This is a genomic window from Asanoa sp. NPDC050611, assembly GCF_040654855.1.
Classification (GTDB): Bacteria; Actinomycetota; Actinomycetes; order Mycobacteriales; family Micromonosporaceae; genus Asanoa.
Genome location: NZ_JBFAIU010000167.1, coordinates 1 through 15310, shown reverse-complemented (window position 1 = coordinate 15310; position 15310 = coordinate 1). Strand labels below are relative to the sequence as shown.

At 73.6% G+C, this 15310-nt stretch carries 15 protein-coding genes and 1 pseudogene; 3 read left to right on the top strand and 13 right to left on the bottom strand.

The window, feature by feature from the left end; genetic code table 11:
- The 3 genes from AB0H87_RS24165 to lgt all read right to left on the bottom strand — a co-directional run.
- The coding region (locus tag AB0H87_RS24165) for a hypothetical protein (RefSeq protein WP_360149693.1) at positions 1 to 311 on the bottom strand (311 nt) is incomplete at its 3' end.
- Between the two features lie 48 nt (positions 312 to 359).
- A complete protein-coding gene (locus AB0H87_RS24160) occupies positions 360 to 1556 on the bottom strand; it encodes an FAD-dependent monooxygenase (RefSeq protein ID WP_360149690.1) in 1197 nt (398 codons plus the stop codon).
- Positions 1557 to 1605: 49 nt separating this feature from the next.
- Positions 1606 to 2730: a prolipoprotein diacylglyceryl transferase gene (gene lgt, locus AB0H87_RS24155; RefSeq protein ID WP_360149687.1), complete on the bottom strand. Its 1125-nt coding sequence runs from the start codon at positions 2728 to 2730 to the stop codon at positions 1606 to 1608.
- A gap of 138 nt (positions 2731 to 2868) precedes the next feature.
- Here lgt and AB0H87_RS24150 point away from each other — a divergent pair, with 138 nt between their 5' ends.
- Positions 2869 to 3369 (top strand): NUDIX hydrolase, encoded by a 501-nt coding sequence (locus tag AB0H87_RS24150; RefSeq protein WP_360149684.1) that lies wholly within the window; start codon positions 2869 to 2871, stop codon positions 3367 to 3369.
- Here the strand turns inward: AB0H87_RS24150 and trpA are convergent.
- Genes trpA through trpC form a run of 3 tightly spaced genes read right to left on the bottom strand, consistent with a single transcriptional unit; the run spans position 3366 to position 6231 of the window.
- On the bottom strand, positions 3366 to 4169 hold the full coding sequence (gene trpA, locus AB0H87_RS24145; RefSeq protein WP_360149681.1) for a tryptophan synthase subunit alpha: 804 nt from the start codon (positions 4167 to 4169) through the stop codon (positions 3366 to 3368). The genes AB0H87_RS24150 and trpA overlap by 4 nt on opposite strands.
- The gene (gene trpB / locus AB0H87_RS24140) at positions 4166 to 5374 is read right to left on the bottom strand and encodes a tryptophan synthase subunit beta (RefSeq protein ID WP_360149678.1); all 1209 of its coding nucleotides are present in this window, start codon (positions 5372 to 5374) and stop codon (positions 4166 to 4168) included. Before trpB ends, trpA begins: the two co-directional genes overlap by 4 nt.
- The gene (gene trpC / locus AB0H87_RS24135; RefSeq protein ID WP_360149676.1) at positions 5371 to 6231 is read right to left on the bottom strand and encodes an indole-3-glycerol phosphate synthase TrpC; all 861 of its coding nucleotides are present in this window, start codon (positions 6229 to 6231) and stop codon (positions 5371 to 5373) included. The genes trpB and trpC overlap by 4 nt, the downstream gene beginning before the upstream one ends.
- A gap of 282 nt (positions 6232 to 6513) precedes the next feature.
- Here trpC and AB0H87_RS24130 point away from each other — a divergent pair, with 282 nt between their 5' ends.
- The gene (locus tag AB0H87_RS24130; protein ID WP_360149673.1) at positions 6514 to 6765 is read left to right on the top strand and encodes a hypothetical protein; all 252 of its coding nucleotides are present in this window, start codon (positions 6514 to 6516) and stop codon (positions 6763 to 6765) included.
- On the opposite strand, the gene AB0H87_RS24125 is transcribed toward AB0H87_RS24130, so the two are convergent.
- From AB0H87_RS24125 to hisI, 3 genes are read right to left on the bottom strand one after another with little or no spacing between them, the layout of a single operon-like run.
- On the bottom strand, positions 6758 to 7273 hold the full coding sequence (locus AB0H87_RS24125; protein WP_360149670.1) for a Trp biosynthesis-associated membrane protein: 516 nt from the start codon (positions 7271 to 7273) through the stop codon (positions 6758 to 6760). The genes AB0H87_RS24130 and AB0H87_RS24125 overlap by 8 nt on opposite strands.
- A gap of 28 nt (positions 7274 to 7301) precedes the next feature.
- Complete coding sequence (locus tag AB0H87_RS24120; RefSeq protein WP_360149667.1) at positions 7302 to 8819, bottom strand: anthranilate synthase component I; 1518 nt, start codon at positions 8817 to 8819, stop codon at positions 7302 to 7304.
- The gene (gene hisI / locus AB0H87_RS24115) at positions 8816 to 9172 is read right to left on the bottom strand and encodes a phosphoribosyl-AMP cyclohydrolase (protein WP_360149664.1); all 357 of its coding nucleotides are present in this window, start codon (positions 9170 to 9172) and stop codon (positions 8816 to 8818) included. Before hisI ends, AB0H87_RS24120 begins: the two co-directional genes overlap by 4 nt.
- 213 nt (positions 9173 to 9385) lie before the next feature.
- Here hisI and AB0H87_RS24110 point away from each other — a divergent pair, with 213 nt between their 5' ends.
- On the top strand, positions 9386 to 10624 hold the full coding sequence (locus AB0H87_RS24110; RefSeq protein ID WP_360149661.1) for an MFS transporter: 1239 nt from the start codon (positions 9386 to 9388) through the stop codon (positions 10622 to 10624).
- Positions 10625 to 10627: 3 nt separating this feature from the next.
- On the opposite strand, the gene AB0H87_RS24105 is transcribed toward AB0H87_RS24110, so the two are convergent.
- From AB0H87_RS24105 to AB0H87_RS24090, 4 genes and pseudogenes are all read right to left on the bottom strand, one after another.
- The gene (locus AB0H87_RS24105) at positions 10628 to 11611 is read right to left on the bottom strand and encodes a hypothetical protein (protein WP_360149658.1); all 984 of its coding nucleotides are present in this window, start codon (positions 11609 to 11611) and stop codon (positions 10628 to 10630) included.
- 122 nt (positions 11612 to 11733) lie between these two features.
- Positions 11734 to 12825, bottom strand: coding sequence for an AI-2E family transporter (locus AB0H87_RS24100; RefSeq protein WP_360149699.1), 1092 nt, complete (start codon positions 12823 to 12825; stop codon positions 11734 to 11736).
- Positions 12826 to 13029: 204 nt separating this feature from the next.
- Complete coding sequence (locus AB0H87_RS24095; RefSeq protein ID WP_360149655.1) at positions 13030 to 14358, bottom strand: hypothetical protein; 1329 nt, start codon at positions 14356 to 14358, stop codon at positions 13030 to 13032.
- Between the two features lie 181 nt (positions 14359 to 14539).
- Positions 14540 to 15310 (bottom strand): annotated as a pseudogene (locus AB0H87_RS24090) (cell division protein DivIVA); the annotation flags it as partial.

Here is a 15310-nt window from a genome sequence, read left to right as displayed (position 1 = left end):
GCCGCGACGGCCGTCTCGACCCGCTCGCCCGCGCCCGCGCCGCGCTGTCGCGGCACCGTCCACAGTGCTGAGCCGATCTGCTCGGCGGTCACCGTCTCACCCGGCCGGAGCGCGAGCACACCGAGCACGTCACGGGCCGGCTCCGGCAGCGGCACCGCCACGCCGTCGGCCAGCAGGCGCACGGGACCGAGCAGGCTGGCTTCGGCGCGGACGGGCCGTTGCCCGTCGACCGCTGCCGACCCACCTTCGTCCACGACGCACCCTTCCGTCCGGTAGCCGGTAGTCTGCCCGTCCGCGCGCCAGATGGTCATGGCACGTTCGGCCACCTCGCCCGGCTTGCTCGGCCGCTTACCCCTCGGTCACGCGGGGGGCCGCCACTGTGCGGCGGTGCTCGCCGCATTGCCGAGGAGTCGCGGGGTGATCTGGCCGAGCGCCGCGTCGCGGGCCCGCAACGCGAGCCGGCCACGGGTCTGCAGGACCGCCGACATGCGCCGGGTCTGCCGCACCATCGTCGCGGCGCGCGGCCGGCGTTCCCGGTCGTAGCCCTCGATGGCCCGGCGCAGCGCCAGGCCCGGTGCGGCGTCGCGGACGGCGGCCGCGAGCGTGGCCGCGTCCTCGAACGCGAGGCAGGCGCCCTGGCCGAGGTGGTGCGGCATCGCGTGCGCGGCGTCGCCGAGCAGCACGACGCCGCCGGGGCCCGCGGCGAACGCGTACGACCGGGGCAGCGGGCGCAACTCGCGCACCTCCTGCTGGACCAGGTCGTCGGGCTCGGTCGCGGCGAGCAGGTCGGAAATCGGCTCGGGCCAGCCGGCGTACCAGCGGCGCAGCAGGGCGAGCTGGGTGGCCGGCGGCTCCGGCCGGGGTGCGCCGGCGGCGGTGGCGACCCAGTAGACGCCGCCGCGGCTCGAGGCGCCCGACGAGCCGCGTTCGCCCAGCGACGCGGCCACGAACCGGTAGCCCGCGCCGAGCGTCTCGCCGCCGACCCGCCCCGCCATGCTCTTCGGCGCGCGGAACCACGGGATGACCGCGCGCCAGGCCGTGCAGCCGGAGCTGACCACGGCCGACTCCGGGGCCAGCCGGGCCCGGACCGCGCTGTCGGTGCCGTCGGCGGCGATCACGAGGTCGGCGGGGAAGACCTGCCGGCCGGCGGTCACCGCGGGCCGCTCGGTCTCGCCGGTGCGCACGTCGTCGACCTGGACGCCCGTGCGGATGTCGAGCCGGTCGCCGAGCCCGGCGATCAGCGCGTCGTGCAGGTCCTCGCGGTGCACGACGACGGGTGCCCGGTGCGGGGCGACCGGGCGCGGCTGCACCAGCCAGTGGCCGTCGGGCCGGCGGACCCCCGTCTCGGCGAGCGGGGTGCCGATCGCGTCGAGGCCGTCGCCCAGGCCGAGGGCCCGCAGGGCGCGGATGCCGTTTGGCCAGAGCACCAGGGCGGTGCGGCCGGGGCGCACGCGGTCGGCGCGTTCGAGCAGCGTCACCTGCCAACCGGACCGGGCCAGCGCGCCGGCCGCCGCCAGACCGCCGATGCCGGCGCCCACCACCACGGCCGTACGCATCGGCACCGCCTCTCCGGGGTGGTCTGCTGGCTCGGCTGGTCTTGGCGGGTCAGCGGTCGTCGGCGCGGCCACCCGCACCGGCGGCCGTGGCGTCGCTGTCCTGTCCATCTTCGTCGGCCGTGGCGTCGTCGGCGTCGGACTCGCCGTCCGACTCCACCTTGGCGACCGTGCTGTCGTCCCCTTCGGGGACGGTGCCGGTCTCCTGGTACGCCCTGAACTGCTCCTCCGTGACCACCTGGTAGGCCGACGGGACGGCTGCCGCGGACGACTGCTTGGCGGAGACGTCGACGGTCGAGATGTCGCCCGCGGCACGCGGCGCGGGGACGGGCGCGTCGGCGCCGACCGGGACCAGGTATTCGCGCGGCCCGCGGACCCGCAGGAAGTAGATCAGCGCGCCGACGAACACGATCGCGGCCACGAACACGTTGATCCGGACGCCGGCGATGTGGGTCGCGGTGTCGTCGCGCAGCATCTCGACGAAGAACCGGCCGGCCGTGTAGCCCATCACGTAGAGCGCGAAGGCGCGGCCCTTGCCGAACTTGAACTTGCGGTCGAGGGCGACCACGAGGCCGGCCACGATCACGTTCCAGATCAGCTCGTAGAGGAAGGTCGGCTGGTAGAGGCCGGGTCGCAGGACCGGCTCGCCGTCGACCAGCGTGGGCCGGCCGGCCGAGTCCATCTCGTGCACCTCGAGGCCCCAGGGCAGGGTGGTCGCCCGGCCGTAGAGCTCGTTGTTGAACCAGTTGCCGAGGCGGCCGACGGCCTGGGCCAGCGGCAGGCCGGGCGCGAGCGCGTCGGCGACGACCGTCAGCGGCATGCCGAGCTGCCGGGCGGCGAACAGCGCGCCGACGGCACCGCCGGCCACCGCGCCCCAGATGCCCAGGCCGCCCTTCCAGACCTCGAACGCCTCGAGCGGGTTGCCGCCCTCGCCGAAGTAGGCGCCGGGCGAGGTGATCACGTGGTAGATCCGGGCACCGATGATGCCGAACGGCACCGCCCAGACCGCGATGTCGAGGATCGCCCACTTGTGTGCGCCGCGCTGGCGGAGGCGCACCTCCGTCACCACACCGGCAAGAATGATGCCCAGGATGATGCAGAGGGCGTATGCCCGGATCGGCACGGGGCCGATCTGCCACACGGCGTGAGTGGGGCTCGGAATCGCGGCGAGGGTCACGGGTCAACACGGTACCGTCGCGCATGGTGTCGGTGGCACCCCGGGTTCGTCCCGGATCTATCCGGACACCGCACGCATCGTGCACGACCCCCGCACGACAGCTGACGTTAACCGCCGCGCGCGGTAGCTTCACTGGGTATGAACTCCCTCACTTCCGCGGTCGCCGCGATCGTCACCGACGACGCCGGCCGCGTGCTGCTCTGCCAGCAGAGCCAGGGACACCGCCGGTGGGGGCTGCCCGGCGGGAAGGTCCGTGAGAACGAGAGCCCGATCCACGCCGCGATAAGGGACATCCGCGAAGAGACCGGCATGGATGTCGAGATGGTCGATCTGGTCGGCCTCTACGAGCTGTGCGGTCAGGGACTGCCCGACGTCGTGGTGCATGTCTTCCGGTGCCGTGACGGGCGCGGCGAGGCCCTGGTCAACGCACCCGGCCGGATCTGCCGCCTCGGCTGGCACGACGCCGACGACCTGCCGGAGCCGATGACGCCGACCACCCGCATGGCGATCGCCGACGCGGTGGCCGGGCGCTCGGGCGTGGTGTGCCGGGTCGACCGCGACGCCGAGCCCGACTATCCCGAGGCGGCCGACACGGCCGACGTCAGGAGCCAGGAAGTCGTCGTCGGCCTCGCCGGCTAACGCTTGACGGCCCTGACGCCCGCGGCCAACTCAGCAGACAGCGCGCGCAGCGACGCCAGTCCCGACGCCTCGTCGTCCGCCTCGAGCACGCAGCGGACCAGCGCGCTGCCGACGATCACCCCGTCGGCGAACGAGCCGACCTCGGCTGCCTGCGCCCCGTCGCGCACGCCGAGACCCACCCCGACCGGGAGGTCGGCGGTGACCGCGCGGACCCGCGCGACCAGGGCCGGCGCGGCCGCCGAGGTCTGCTCGCGGGCGCCCGTGACACCCATCAGCGCGGTGGCGTAGACGAAGCCGCGGCACTGCGCCACGGTCATCGCCAGCCGCGCGTCGGTCGACGAGGGCGAGACCAGGAACGTGCGGTCCAGGCCGTACGCGTCGGAGGCGGCCAGCCAGTCGTGCGCCTCGTCCGGGATCAGGTCGGGCGTGATCAACCCGGTGCCGCCGGCCGCCGCGTAGTCGCGGGCGAAGGTGTCCACGCCGTACTGCTCGATGGGGTTCCAGTAGGTCATCGTGACCACCGGGGCGCCCGTGGCGGCGACCGCCTCGACGACCCGCATCGTGTCGGCCACCCGGACCCCGTTGGCGAGCGCGATGTCGCTCGCCTTCTGGATCACCGGGCCGTCCATCACCGGGTCGCTGTAGGGGATCTCCACCTCGATGACGTCGACGCCGGCCTCGACCATCGCCGTCATCGCGGCGATGCTGCCCTCGACCGTCGGGAAGCCCGCCGGCATGCAGCCGACCAGCACCGCCCGGCCCTCGGCCCGGGCCTTGTCGAACGCCACCGAAATGCTCATGCCAGGATCCCGAAGTACTTGCCGGCGGTGTGCGCGTCCTTGTCGCCCCGGCCGGACAGGTTGACCACGATGACGGGTTCCCGGCCCAGCTCCTCGGTGAGCTGCGGGATGATCCGCAGGGCCCCGGCCAGCGCGTGCGCGCTCTCGATCGCCGGGATGATCCCCTCGGTGCGGCAGAGGAGCTGGAACGCGGCCATCGCCTCGTCGTCGTCCACCGGCTGGTAGGTCGCGCGGCCGGTGTCGTGCAGCCAGGCGTGCTCGGGGCCGACCGCCGGGTAGTCCAGGCCGGCCGAGATCGAGTGCGACTCGAGCGTCTGGCCGTCGGCGTCCTGCAGCACGTACGTCCGGGCGCCGTGCAGCACGCCCTTCGATCCCGCGGTGATCGACGCCGCCGTCCGGCCGGTGGACACGCCGTCGCCGCCCGCCTCGAAGCCGTACAACCGGACACCCTCGTCCGGTACGAAGGCGTGGAAGATCCCGATCGCGTTGGACCCACCACCGACACACGCGGCCACGGCGTCCGGCAGCCCGCCGAGCCGCTCCAGCGACTGGGCCCGGGCCTCCCGGCCGATGCCGCCCACGAAGTCGCGGACCAGCTCCGGGAACGGGTGCGGGCCGGCCGCCGTACCCAGCAGGTAGTGGGTCTCGTCGACCGAGGAGACCCAGTCGCGCAGGGCCTCGTTGAGCGCGTCCTTGAGCGTCCGCGAGCCGTTGGTCACCGGGATGACCTCGGCGCCCAGCATCCGCATCCGGGCGACGTTGAGCGCCTGGCGCTCGGTGTCCAGCTCGCCCATGTAGACCACGCACTCGAGATCCATGTACGCGGCCGCGGTGGCCGCCGCGACGCCGTGCTGGCCGGCGCCGGTCTCGGCGATCACCCGGCGCTTGCCCATCCGCTTGGTGAGCAGCGCCTGGCCGAGCACGTTGCGCACCTTGTGCGCGCCGGTGTGCAGCAGGTCCTCGCGTTTGAGCAGGATCCGCGCGCCGGCCTGGGCCGACAGCCGCCGGGCCTCGTAGAGCGCCGAGGGCGCGCCGGCGTAGTCGCGCAGCATCCCCTCGAACTCGGCCACGAACGCCGGGTCGGCCTTGGCGGCCCGGTAGGCGGCGTCGAGCTCGTCGAGCGCGGCGACCAGGGCCTCCGGGATGAACCGGCCACCGAACGGCCCGAAGTGCCCCGTGGCGTCGGGCAACAGCAGGTCAGTCATCGGACCGGCCTCGGCGTCGCCGGGTGGTTGCCGGCGTTGACCAGCTCCGCCACCGCGTCCCGGGGGCTCTTCTGGGTCACCAGGCCCTCCCCGACCAGCACCGCGTCCGCGCCGGCGGAGGCGTAGCGGATCAGGTCGTGCGGCCCGCGTACGCCCGATTCGGCGATCTTGACGACGTTGTTCGGCAGCCCGGGCGCGATCCGCTCGAACACCGACCGGTCGACCTCGAGCGTGCGCAGGTTGCGGGCGTTGACGCCGATCACCCGCGCGCCGGCCTCCATGGCCCGGTCGGCCTCTTCCTCGTCGTGCACCTCGACCAGGGCGGTCATGCCGAGCGACTCGATGCGCTCCAGCAGCCCGGTGAGCACGTTCTGCTCGAGCGCGGCGACGATCAACAGCACCATGTCGGCGCCGTGCGCCCGCGCCTCGTGCACCTGATAGCTGGAGACGACGAAGTCCTTGCGCAGCACCGGCACGTCGACCGCCGCGCGCACCGCCGCGAGGTCCTCCAGCGAACCGCCGAACCAGCGGCCCTCGGTGAGCACGCTGATGCACCGGGCGCCGCCGCCCGCGTATTCCGTGGCCAGGTCGGCCGGGTCGGGGATGTCGGCGAGCTGCCCGCGCGAGGGCGAGGCCCGCTTCACCTCGGCGATCACCGCGACGCCGGGGCGGCGCAGCGCGGCGTGCGCGTCACGCGGCGGCGGCGCGGCGGCCGCGAGCCGTTTCACCTCGGCCAATGGGACCTGCTGCTGCCGAGTTTCGACGTCTTCGCGGACACCCGCGATGATCTCGTCGAGGACACTCACCGGCGCCGCCGAGTTGGCGCCGTCGTCACCCTGCGGTTGATCAGCATTCACCAACGGACTCCCCTTTCCGGGTGTCATGCGCCCGATGCTATGGCCCGCCGACCCGCGGACAGCGTCCGGGGTATGGGCCGTCTCACGCCGCGTGGTCGGGCATAATGCCCGGCCCGTCCCGGCGTGGGTGTGCCGGCCGTTACACAGGCCGTGACCGGAACCGCATCCGCCACGGGTCGGACACTCTGCCGAAACAGCCCTGGGAGAGGATGTCGTCGGGCAAACTGGTCGGCGGTGCCACTGGTGCACCGACCACAGGGGACTTGTTCATCGGGGCGGGGCATGGACAACACACTCGGACGACAGCAGGGCGGAATAGCGGACTTCCCGCGGGCCGTCCTCTCGGCGGCCTTCGGCGTCATCGACACCGCGCAGCGGGTGGTGGTGGGCGGCGACAAGGTCCGCACGGCGCGCGGCAACGCCTGGGAGGCGATCTGCGCGGACCGGGCGCGGGCCGACCAGCGCGCCGAGGTGCGCAAGCACGTGGCGATGATCATCACCATGCCGCCGCGGAAGACCCGCGCGCTTACCTGACCGTCGGATCCTCGCCGCGGTCGAGCGCGTTCCACGCGGCCGTGGTGCCGCCGGCCGACTTCGGCGCCCGGTCGTAGCGCGCCCCCATGCCGGGCCACCGGTGCCCGAGCAGCGCGGCGGCGAGCCCACCGGTCAGCACGAGCACCCCGCCGACCGCCGTGAGGGCCGGCCAGGCGGTGCTGGCGTCGAACACCCGGTCGAACGGCAGCGCCACCAGACCGAGACCCACGAGCAGCACGAGTACGCCGACCGCGCGACGCGCCCAGCCCCGGGTGGCGAGCAGCGCCCCGGCGCCGGCCAGCCCGACCAGGGCCAGCGCGGCCAGGCCCGGGACGAGGTCGGAGCCGGTCTGGTCGAGGCTCGACGGCGGCAGGCCGCCGGCGCTGTGGGTGTAGCCGTGCTCCCAGGTGCGCCCGGCCCCGACGAACGCGAGGCCCGCGCCGACGACGCAGAACAGCACCGCCAGCGTGAGCGGGCGGCGTCCTTCCCCGGCGAACGGGTTCCTCACCGGGCGGCCCGCAGGGTCTCGGGGGCGCTCATCGGGCGGCCCGCAGGGTTTCGGCGGCGCTGATCGCCGCGAGGACGGCGGCGGCCTTGTTCTGGGTCTCGCGCTCCTCGGCGGCCGGGTCGGAGTCGGCGACGATGCCCGCGCCGGCCTGCACGTAGGCCACCCCGCCGCGGATCAGCGCCGTGCGGATCGCGATCGCCATGTCCAGGTCGCCGCCGAAGCCGAGATAGCCGACCGTGCCGCCGTACACACCCCGGCGGGTCGGCTCCAGCTCCTCGATGATCTCCATGGCGCGGACCTTGGGCGCCCCGGAGAGGGTGCCGGCCGGGAACGTCGCCGCGAGCGCGTCGAACGCGGTGCGGTCGTCCCGGAGCTGCCCGACCACGGTCGAGACGATGTGCATGACGTGGCTGTAGCGCTCGATCGTGGCGAACTCCGGCACCTCGACCGTGCCGGGCACGCAGACCCGGCCCAGGTCGTTGCGGCCGAGGTCGACCAGCATCACGTGCTCGGCCCGCTCCTTGGGGTCGGCCAGCAGCTCGGTGGCGAGCTCGTTGTCGTGCCGCGGGGTGCGCCCGCGCGGGCGGGTGCCGGCGATCGGGTGCAGCAGCGCCCGGCCCTCGGTGACCTTGAGATGGGCCTCCGGGGACGAGCCGACGATGTCGAAGTCGTCGAAGCGCAGGAGATACATGTACGGGCTCGGGTTGGTGGTCCGCAGCACCCGGTAGACGTCGAGCGGGTCGGCGGTGGTCCGGCGCTCGAAGCGCTGCGAGACCACGATCTGGAAGCACTCGCCGGCCCGGATCGCCTCCTTGGCCAGCTCCACGGCCTTGGGATAGCCGCCGTCCGGCGTCCGGCTCTCCAGCCGCGGCTCGACCTTGGCCAGGTCGATCGTGGAGATCATCGGCGGCGTCGGCCGGGACAGCGAGGTGGTCATCGCGTCGAGCCGACCTACGGCATGGTGGTACGCGGCCGCGACGGCGCTCTCGTCGGCGTCCGGCGGCAGGATCGCGTTGGCGACCAGGATCGCCGAGCCCGCGTAGTGGTCGAGCACCACGAGGTCGGTGGCCAGCATCATGCCGAGCTCGGGCACCTTGAGGTCGTCGTCGGCCAGTTCGGGCAGGCGTTCGAAGCGGCGGACCAGGTCGTACGCCAGGTAGCCGACCATGCCACCCGTCAGCGGCGGGCCGTCGGGGTCGTGCCGGGCGCCGGTCAGGGCGGCGACGGTCGCCCGGAGCACGTCGACCGGGTCGCCGGTGGTCGGGACGCCCTCGGGCGGGCTGCCGAGCCACGCCGCCTGGCCGTCCCGCTCGACCAGGGTGGCCGCGCTGCGGACGCCGACGAACGAGTAGCGGGACCAGGCCGTGCCGGCCCCCTGCTCGGCCGACTCCAGCAGGAAGGTGCCGGGGCCGCCGGCGAGCTTGCGGTAGACGCCGACCGGGGTCTCGCCGTCGGCCAGCAGCCGCCGGGTGACCGGGACGACCCGGCTGGCGCGGGCGCTCTCGGCGAACCCCTCCAGGGTCGGTGTGACGGCCCCGGTCGTCATGCGCGCACCGGGAGCTCGTCGGTGAAGCAGGTCGGCGTGCCGGTGTGGCAGGCCGGGCCGACCTGTTCGACGGTGAGCAGGATCGTGTCGCCGTCGCAGTCGAGGGCGGCGGACTTCACGTACTGGTGATGGCCCGAGGTCTCGCCCTTCACCCAGATCTCCTGGCGGCTGCGGGACCAGTAGGTGGCCCGGCCGGTGGTCAGGGTGCGGTGCAGCGCGTCGTCGTTCATCCAGGCGAGCATGAGCACCTCACCGTCGTCATGACGGCGGACGACGGCGGGCACGAGCCCGTCGGCGGTGCGCTTCAGGCGGGCGGCGATCGCCGGGTCGAGACCCGATTCTGGTACGGCCACCCGACCAATTGTTCCGTACCGGTAGCGGGACCTGAATTCCGGGATATCTGAACGAAATCAGGGGGTGTGCTCGGGCTCACGTCGCGGTAGTTTGTCCGTGCGCCGCCCGGGTTCCTGCTCTCCGGCGGGGCGCTCCCCTGCCTCTTTCCTTGACACCACCGAACTTACTCCTGAAGGCTGCTAACCGGTTAGCGGGCTTAGGAGGTTAGTGACATGGTGCGCCGGAACGAGTGGTTGCTGCTCAGCTTCACCGTCGCGACCAACCTGGCCGACGCGGTGACCAAGGTGGCGTTGCCGCTGCTCGCCGTGCGGATCACCGACCAGCCCGCCGCGATCGCCGCCGTGGCCGTGCTGCTCACGCTGCCATGGCTGCTGACCGCCCTGCACGTCGGCGTGCTGGTCGACCGGCTCGACCGGCGCCGGCTGATGGTCGCGGCCGAGGTCGCCCGGATCGCCGCGATCGCGGTGCTGCTCGCCGCCCTCCTGGCCGGCCTGGTCGGGCTTCCACTGCTCTACGCCGTCGCGCTCGCGCTCGGGGTGGCCGAGGTCGTGGCGCTGACGGCCGGCGCGTCGATCGTGCCCGCGGCGGTCCGGCGCGACCGCTGGCAGACCGTCACCGCCCGGATCACCGCGGCGGAGTACCTCTGCAACGGCTTCGTCGGCGCACCCGTCGGCGGGTTCCTCGTCGCGGCCGGCTTCACGCTCGCCCTCGGGGTGACCGGCGCGGTCTACGTCGCCGGCGTCGTCCTGCTGCTCCTGCTCGTGGGCGTGTTCACGCCCGCGCCACGCGAGCGCCGGCCGGTCGGCCGCGAGATCCGCGACGGCCTGGGCTTCCTGCTGCGCAACCGGCTGCTCCGCACGATGGCCCTGCTGATCGCCGCGATGGCCGGTGCGTGGAGCGCCTGGCTGGCACTGATTCCGGCGTACGCCGTGGCCGGTCCCCTCGGCCTCGACGAGCGCCGCTTCGGCCTGCTGCTCACGGCCCTCGGCGCCGGCGGCGTGGTCGGCGCGCTGCTGGTCGGTCCGGTGAACCGCCTGCTCGGCCGCCGGTGGTCGATGTTCGCGGACATCGTGGGCTCGTTCGCCCTGGTCGCCGTGCCCGCGGTGGTGACGGCCGCGGTGCCGGTCGGCGTCGCCGCGTTCGTCGCCGGCATGGGCGGGACGATGTGGACGGTCAATTCCCGGGTCATCATCCAGTCGGCGGTCCCGGACGGCATGCTGGGCCGCTTCAACGCGGCCAGCCGCCTGGTCGGGTGGGGCGCCACCCCGATCGCGGCCGGCCTGGCCGGCGTCCTGGCGCAGACCCTGGGCTACCGGGTCGCCTTCGGCGCCTTCGCCGTCATCTGCGCGCTCCTGGTCGTCCCGTTCCTGCGGATCGTCACGAACGACGCGCTCGCCGCCGCGGTCGCCACGCCGGAGGCGGACGCCCGACAGCCCGTCGCGGCGGCCTGACGACTATTTCTCCAGCACCGGCTCGCGGGTGTCGGCCCACAGGTTGGTGTCGGCCCAGGAGATCCCCGGGTGGTCCGGGCGGGCGACCACGCCGTAGCGGAAGTCACGGCCGAAGACGTTGCGGCGGAACGTGACCGACTGCGCCTTGAGGTCGTCGCGGATGCCGACCGAGTAGTTGCCGCCGTTGCAGTAGTTGTCCTCGACCACCAGGTCGCGGACCAGCGGCGCGTTGGTCGAGCCGACCATGATGCACGCGTTGAACGGGTCCTGCGAGCTCTTGTCGTACGGCTCGAGCCGGTTGTGCTTGACCACCATCGCGGTGCCGCCCGTGGTCTGCAGGGCGTCGTTGTGCGAATTGTCGGTGCGGGCCAGGTCGTGCACCCAGGAATCCACGATGGAGACGTTGTTGCCCAGCCGCGGCCCGTCGATGACGTTGTGCACGTCCACCCGGCGCAGCGTGTAGTTGTCGCAGCAGACGGCCGTCGAGTTGACGCCCGAGCCGTCGATCTCGACGTCCTCCAGCACGAGGTTCTGCGTGGTGTCGAACGTGCGGACGGCCCAGGTCCTGCGGTCGCAGGTGATCCGCGACTGGCGGATCGTGACGTTCCGGGCGTGCACGTCGACGCACCCGTCGATGTCGAGGCCGGTGACCACCTCGCCGTCGGTGACCAGGTCGATGCTCTCGGCCTTGGTCAGCTTGACGTCGTCGGGCACGCCGGTGGTGCTCGCGTCCGGCCAGCGGGTGGGCACCTCGCCGTCCGCGGAGACCGCGACGCCGGGGGAGGCCGCGGGAGCCCTGGTGGCGGCGAGCGGCGGCGGCTCCGCGTCGTCGCCGCCGGGCAGCAGCCACGGCGCCACCAGGGCGCCGACCAGCAGGACCGCGAGCACGCCGAGCCCGATCGCGACCGGCCGGCGCCAGCGGACGCGCGACGGTGGTGGCTCGCCCGGTCCGCGCACCTGCGCGACGCCGACGGCGCTGTTGCTCACGAGATCCCCCAGTTTTCGCGCGGCACGACGCCACGCTGGGCGTCGCCGGGCAGCGAACGCAACCGACGCTACAAGGACCCGGCAAAGGGTCACAACCCTAGGTCCTGTCCGACGGATCGGACCTAGCGGGCCTCCTGCCGCGGCATGACGACCTCGCGGACGATGAGCTGGACCGCGGCCACCGCCGGGATGGCGACCAGGGCGCCGAGGACGCCGAACAGGCCGACGCCGACCAGGGCCGCGACGATCGCGGCGACGTCGCTCACCTTGACCGACCGGCGCATCACCTTCGGGTAGATGAGGTAGTTCTCCACCTGCTGGTAGACGAGGAAGAACACCGCGGAGGCGATGCCGACCGTCAGCGAGTCGGCGAACGCCACGATGGTCACGATGACCGCGCCGATGGTCGCCCCGATCTGCGGGATCAGGTCGCAGACCGCGACGACGACCGCGAGCGCGAACGGGTAGGCCAGGCCGACGATCGTCGCGAACACGAACGCACTGATGCCGGCCAGCACCGCGACCGCCAGCGCGCCGACGATGTAGGCACCGACCTTGGCGAGGATCTCGTCGGTGAGCAGCTGGACCCGCTCCCGGCGCGAGCGCGGCACCAGCCCGTACGCCGCCGCCTTCATCTTGTCGAAGGACGCCATGAAGTAGATCGTGAGCACCAGCACGGTGAGCACCTGGAAGAGGGTGCCGAAGATCAGCTTGGCGCCGCCGAAGACACCGCCCAGCGCCCGGCCGAGCGTGTCGGGGCTGGCCAGCGACTTGGCCTTGTTGACGAGGTCGAACTGACCGACCAGGTCGTTGATGGTGGGGTTGCGCTGCAGCGCCTCGATGTAGCCGGGCGCCGCCGCGACGAAGTCGCCGACCTGGGTGACCAGCGGCGGCACCAGCGCGCCGATCGCGCCGGCGATCACCAGCACGAGCGCGAGCGCGACGATCGCGACCGCGCCGGTCCGCGGCAACCCCAGCTTGCGCAGCCTGACCACGGCCGGGTTGAGCCCGATCGCCAGAAACAGCGCGATGAAGATGAGCACGAGGATGCCGAACGCGTTGCGGACGGCGAGATAGGTGGCGTACGCCAGGACGAGGCCGAGCCCGCCGACGAAGCCGAGCAGGAACGGGCTGCGCCGGAACGGCCGCCCGGGGCGCCCGAACGGTTGGTCGTCGTCCGCCTCCGGCGGCGGGGCCGGCCGTGGCCTGGGCACCGGCTCGTCGCCGGTCGTCTGCTGGTCGGCCGTGGGGGCCGGATCGTCGGCGCTCACCTGGCTCACCTCTCACCCGTCAGGCCCGGCACGTTACAAGACCGGCGCGACGGCCGCGAGACCGCCGCACCGGTGGCCGACCTTGCGGACTACGCCGATGCCCGCGATCGTGCGGTCGTCCTGACTGGAGTCGTTCGGCCGCGCCGGTCAGTCGGCGGCGGGCGTACGGCTCTTCTGCTCGTCGGCGGCGTCGACGATCGCCTTCAGCGACTCGGCGTCGGCGTCGGCCTTACCGTTGCCGTTGGCCGCGCCCACCTCGGCCGAGCCGTTCGCCTCCGGGTCGGGCGCGGGTGCCGGGGCCGCGGCGCGGGCCTCGGCCAGCGCCTGGCGTGCCCGGGCCAGCTCCGCCCGCACCTCGTCGAGCTGCTTGCGCGCCGACTCGGTCTCCTCCTGGGCGCCGGCCAGCCGCTCGGCCTCGTCGTCGAGTTGCCGGCGGATCGCCGCCGCGTGCTCCTCGGCCTGGCGGCGCAGCTCGGCCGCGTACCGCTCGGCCTCGACCCGCTGCGCGGTCACCTGCTGCTCGATGCCGGTGCGCCACTGGGTCAGCTCGCGTTCCGCGGACGCGCTGCGGGAGGTGTAGTCGTGCTCGGCGCTGCTCTGCCGCTCCCGGATCTGGCGCTCCAGCTCGGCCCGGTGGTGGCCCAGCTCCTGGTCGATCGCGGCCCGGCGGGCGGCCGCCGACTCGTCGAGCGCGGCCCGCTGCCGGGCGTCCTCCCGCTCCAGGGCCGTCCGCTTCTCGACGACCTCCCGCTCGACCGCCGCCCGCTGCGCGGCGACCAGCTGGTCGGACTCGGCGCGCAGCGCGGCCACCTCACGACCGGCGGCGGCACGCAGCTCGGCGACCTCGCGCTCGGCGGCGGCGCGCTGCGCGGCCAGCTCCCGCTCGACCGCGGCACGCACGGCCTCGGCCTCCTCGCGGGCGGTGGTCAGGATGTCGGCGGACTCGCTGTGCAACCGCTGGATCTCGGCGTGGGTGGCCGCGAGCTCGGCGTCGAACTCGGCCCGGCGCTTGGCGTCGACCTTCTCCTCCTCGCCGCGCCGGGCGGCGAGGGCGAGCTCGAAGTCGCGGATCGCCGAGGCCGCGTGCCCGCGTGCCTCGTCGACGAGGTTGTCGGCCCGGTCGCGCTGGGTCTGCACCGACCGGTGCGCGTCGGCGCGGATCTCGTCGGCCTGCTCCTCGGCCAGCGCGAGGATCTGCTCGACCCGCGGCCCGAGGTGGCGGAACCGCACGACGTCGATGCTCGCGGCCTCGCGGCGCACCGCGGCCAGCTCGACCTGGAGCTGCTCGACCTGCGCGGAAAGCATGTGGACCTCGCCGAACCGGTCTTCGCGTTCGGCGAGCAGCGCGGCGATCTCCTGCTCGGCCTGGCTGACGTAACGGTCGACCTGGCGGCGATCGTAGCCGCGCAGCGCGGACTCGAAGTGGGGGGTAGAAGCGTCGCCACCCAGAGCGAACAGTTCCGCGCCGTTGGACATGGTCACATCCTCACACGCAAACGTCCCGTGCCGCGCCGATACACACCGCATCGCGGGACGTGCGACTGTTGCGGTCGAATTGAGGGAAGTAGACCAATATTAGCCGAGCCCACAGACGCCGGCAGGCCGCACCGCGTCAGCGCGGTGCGGCCTGTTGCCAGCCGTGTGCCCCAGCAGCGGGTCAGGCGTTGGCCGCCGACTTGTCCTCGGCGTCCTTGTCCTTCTTGGTCTCCTGCTTGGGCGCCGCGACCGACGGGACGATGCCGGCGAGACCGGAGAGCATCTGGCCGAGCTGCGCGGTGACCGCGTCCTTCTGGCGGGTGAGGTCCTCGACCTCGCGCCGGGCGGCCTGCGTGGTGATCTCGGCCTCGGTGCGCGCCTCCGTGAGGTGGCGGTGCGCCTCGGACTGCGCGTCCTTGAGCGCCTTGTCGGCCGCGTTGCGCGCCCGGTCGACGGTCTCCGCGGCGGTGCGCTCGGACTCGACGCGGCGTGCCTCGGCGCGCTGCTCGATCTCCTTGGCCCGGTCCTCAGCGGCGCGGGCGCGCTCCTCGGCCTCGGCGACCAGCTTCTGGGTCTGCGCGACCTGAGCGGCGTGCCGCTCGGACTCCTCGCGCTCGGCCTTCTCGCGGCGCTCGGCCAGCTCGAGCGCGAGGGCCTGCAGGTCCTTGTCGCGCTTGTCGCGGGCGTCGCTGAGCATCTTGGTCGCCTCGGCGCGCTTCTCCTCGGCCTCGCGGCCGGCCTTGGCGCGCAGCTGCGTGATCTCCCGCTCGGCGGTGGCGCGCAGCGTGGCGACCTCGCGCTCGACGGTCGACTTGAGCTCGGCGACCTCGTGCGCGGTGACCGTGCGCAGCTGCTTTGTCTCGCGGTCGGCGTCGGCGCGCAGCGTGTCGGCCTCGCGGCGGGCCTGCACGCGGACCTCGGCGGGCGGGCGCGCGGGGGGGGGGGGGCCGGC